The following is a 3,605-nucleotide window of genomic DNA, read 5'->3' as shown; positions in this document are numbered from 1 at the left end:
TGCTTCTTTGTGGCAACAAAAGAAGTGGGGCTTGGGGCAAAGCCCCAATTATAAAAAATATATATTTATAACTGCATTAATATTTATTATGCTAATTGGCTTTATTGCAAAATTGCTCTTTTTAAGAACTATAAATTTATCTTTGTCAATCTTTGAGTTCTTATAATTTTTTATAAACTTTACTCCATGCTTGTTTATATTATTATATTTTATACTAAGCGTTAGAGTTTCTCTTTTGCTGTTTAATATATCAAAATAAAATATCTGATTAATCTTATCAAATCTTATATTTTCAATTCTTTCAAACTCTGTGATAATTATTTTATAATTTTCTCTCTTAAAAAAATAACCATAATCAAAACTAATATTTTTTATATCCTCATAGGTTTCAAAAAAAATATCTTCTAAATCTTTTTTTATAGAATCGATAAACTTAAAATTAACACGTTCTTTTAATTGAAAATTAGTATTTTTGTTTAATGAAATTTTATTGTCATTATTGGTTCTAAAATTTTCAATGCCGCTTTTATTTTTTGATAAATCCTCTATTGATAAATTATTAATATTTTTTTTTGTATAATTTAATTTTATATTATCATAAATACTAAAGTTAGTATTATTCTCATAAAAAGTAGGCATTATATTTGATATAGAATATATTTCTTTATTATTTAAATTATAAACATAAGAAGTAGAGCCCATATATCCGCTTGAAAAAACAAATGGATAAGCACCTATTCCAATAAACTCAGAATATCTATTTTCTACATATTTACTTTTTTTCTCTCCTATTAGTTTATTTAATGTTTCATTATCTGAAGTCTCTATATATCTTATTAAATTATAAATTTTGGCAAGAGTATTAAACATTAATAATTTATTAAAATAAGCTTTTTTATTAATCATAGCATCAATTCCATTAGCAACACTTCTAAAAAGTTTTGAAAGTGATGGTATATCTTTTATTAATAATTGTGTGGCAATATATTCTGCCTTATCAAAATCATTTTCATTGCAAGAGTATATTCCCTTTTTAAAAATATCTTCTATAAACATTTTTGAAAATGAAATTAAATTATAATCTATTTCTTTATATTCTTCTTTTATCTCTTCAAGATTATTATAAAACTCTTTATATTTTAATATGGCTGCTATTTTATGATAGCATAAATTATTATCCTTACAGATAGAGCAGATTGATTTTTCTATACGGCTGTTTTTTTCAAAATAAATTACAGCTTCTTTTAATTTTATTTCTAATATGTTATCTTCTTTTATATTTATTTCTGGAGTATTTTTAAAAATATCCAATGCATATTCAAAGTTTTTTTTGCTTGAAAGTTTTTTTAATTCATCTACTGAAATATTTATTATGTAGTCAAAATTATTTTTATTAAAAGACTCTTCTTCTTGAGAATTATAATCTATTTTAGAGAGATAATCTTTTATATATAGAATTGATATTATTATATGCTTACAAATAGTTTTTGATGGGCAGGAACATACTGAGTTTTTTATTTCATCATTTTTAAATATTACTTCTACATCTTCAAAAAAGATTTTTATATTATCATTATCTAATTTTATATTTATAATGTCTTTAATCTTTTCAAAATCTTTTAAAGCTCTGTTGTATATTCCTTTATTTGTAAGTGATATAAGGAAGTCTTCTTTGCAATATCTTTCTAATTCTTTTAATTTTTGAAACAACTCATCATTCATACGAGTTCTATAATATAATAAAATAAAAAACTGTAAAGCGAAGTTATTGAAATATTTAACTTATTAAAATATACTGATATTTAACTTTTTACTTAAATAACATTACAACATAAAAATTATTGACTTTATAAAAATTTAAAATAATAAAACAATTAAAAGAACATAACAATAAATGGAGATAAATAAAAATGGAATTACTAGCACCAGCAGGCAATAAAGAAAAATTGGAAGTAGCATATCATTATGGAGCAGATGCAGCTTATATAGGAGGTGCTTTATTTAATTTAAGACATCAAAGCAAAAATACAACCATAGAAGAACTTGCTCAATGTTCAGATATTGCTAAAATCCTAAATAAAAAAATATACCTTACATTAAATGCTTTCTTGCATGAATATGATAAAAATAATTTAAAAGACTATTTAAAAGAGATATCAAGTTTAAATATAGATGCTTTTATTGTATCAGATTTAGGAGTGTTGGCAGCAGTTAAAGAAACAATACCAGATGCCACTATTCACATAAGTACACAAGCATCAGTTACAAATAGCTATTCTTGCAAAATATACGAGAGCCTTGGAGCAAGCAGAATAATATTAGCAAGAGAACTTTCATTAGACGAAATAAAAGAGATTAGAGATAATACTGATTTGGAATTAGAGAGTTTTGTACATGGTGCAGTATGTATGTCTTATTCTGGAAGGTGTTTGCTTTCAAACTTTTTAAACAACAGAGATGCAAACGGCGGAGAATGTTCACAAGTTTGCAGATGGAATTTTAAAACATATATAGAAGAGAAAACAAGACCGGGCGAGTTTATGGAGATAGAAGAGGGAGAAGACCATTCTACAATATTAAGCAGCAGAGATTTACAAATGGCAGAATATTTGCATTTACTTCAGAAGGCTGGAATTGATTCTATAAAAATTGAAGGCAGAATGAAGAGTGTTTATTATGTTGCTAATACTGTGAGAGTTTATAGAGTGTTATTAGATTTACTCGAAAAAATTGGATACGATTCTTACCCTGAAGCTATAAAAAAAGAGCCTATTGCAAGTTATTTAAAAGAATTAGACACAATAAGCAGAAGAGAAAGCGATACAGGTTTTTATTTTGGGCGTGATAATATAAAGCCAACATTAAAAGGATATCTCAAAGGCAGGAGGCTTATGGGTATGATTGCAGATGACAGCGAAGAATATGCAAAAATAACAGTTTACAACACAATTAAAAATGGCGATGAATTAGTATATATAGGAAAGGATTTTTTAAAGCATAATGATAATAGATTTAAGCTTTTTATAAAAACAGAAGAAAATGAGTTTATAGAAGTTGATAATATTAGAAATGTGGATAATGCTTATATAAAATCAAGTGTTCATAATTTTAAGAAATACGACATTATCACTATAGAGGAATAATAAAAGAATAAATAATATTATGATGATATTAGCTGTAGATTTCGGACGCAAAAAAACAGGTACTGCTTTTATGGACATGAACATAAAAATTCCTTTTCCATGCAGGCTTATAGAAGAAAGCAATGCAAGAAAAGTAAAACGAGCATTAATGGACATAATAGAAGAGAAAAAAATTGATACTGTTGTTTTTGGGCTCCCATTGTCTGATGAAGGAAAAGAGAGCGAATGGTGTGCAGAGATAAGAAGGTTTTCAGAGTTTCTTTTAAAAAGTGTAAAAGTAAATATTGTTTTTGTAGATGAATACGGAACTTCAAAAGAGGCAGATTTTATTTTGAGAGGCAAAAAGAAAAGTGTTAAAAAAAAGGCTAATGATTTAATTGCTGCCGTTTTAATATTAGAGAACTATTTGAATATTTTAAATAAAAATAATTAATATAAATTAAAAATAAACAAAAAACTTTC

At 24.9% G+C, this 3,605-nt stretch carries 3 protein-coding genes; 2 read left to right on the top strand and 1 reads right to left on the bottom strand.

Annotated elements, in window-relative coordinates; genetic code table 11:
- Positions 1-48: 48 nt before the first annotated feature.
- Complete coding sequence (locus E6A48_RS08735) at positions 49-1,722, bottom strand: SWIM zinc finger family protein (RefSeq protein WP_219709768.1); 1,674 nt, start codon at positions 1,720-1,722, stop codon at positions 49-51.
- A gap of 188 nt (positions 1,723-1,910) precedes the next feature.
- Between E6A48_RS08735 and E6A48_RS08730 the strand changes: the two genes are divergently transcribed.
- Together E6A48_RS08730 and ruvX are read left to right on the top strand one after the other, a co-directional pair.
- Positions 1,911-3,143: a peptidase U32 family protein gene (locus E6A48_RS08730; RefSeq protein ID WP_219709766.1), complete on the top strand. Its 1,233-nt coding sequence runs from the start codon at positions 1,911-1,913 to the stop codon at positions 3,141-3,143.
- A gap of 22 nt (positions 3,144-3,165) precedes the next feature.
- On the top strand, positions 3,166-3,576 hold the full coding sequence (ruvX, locus tag E6A48_RS08725) for a Holliday junction resolvase RuvX (RefSeq protein ID WP_219709770.1): 411 nt from the start codon (positions 3,166-3,168) through the stop codon (positions 3,574-3,576).
- Positions 3,577-3,605: the final 29 nt, after the last annotated feature.

Source organism: Brachyspira pilosicoli, assembly GCF_019402445.1.
GTDB classification, from domain to species: Bacteria; Spirochaetota; Brachyspiria; order Brachyspirales; family Brachyspiraceae; genus Brachyspira; species Brachyspira pilosicoli_B.
Note: the sequence above shows the minus strand (reverse complement) of the source record. Positions and strands in the feature narration are given on the sequence as shown.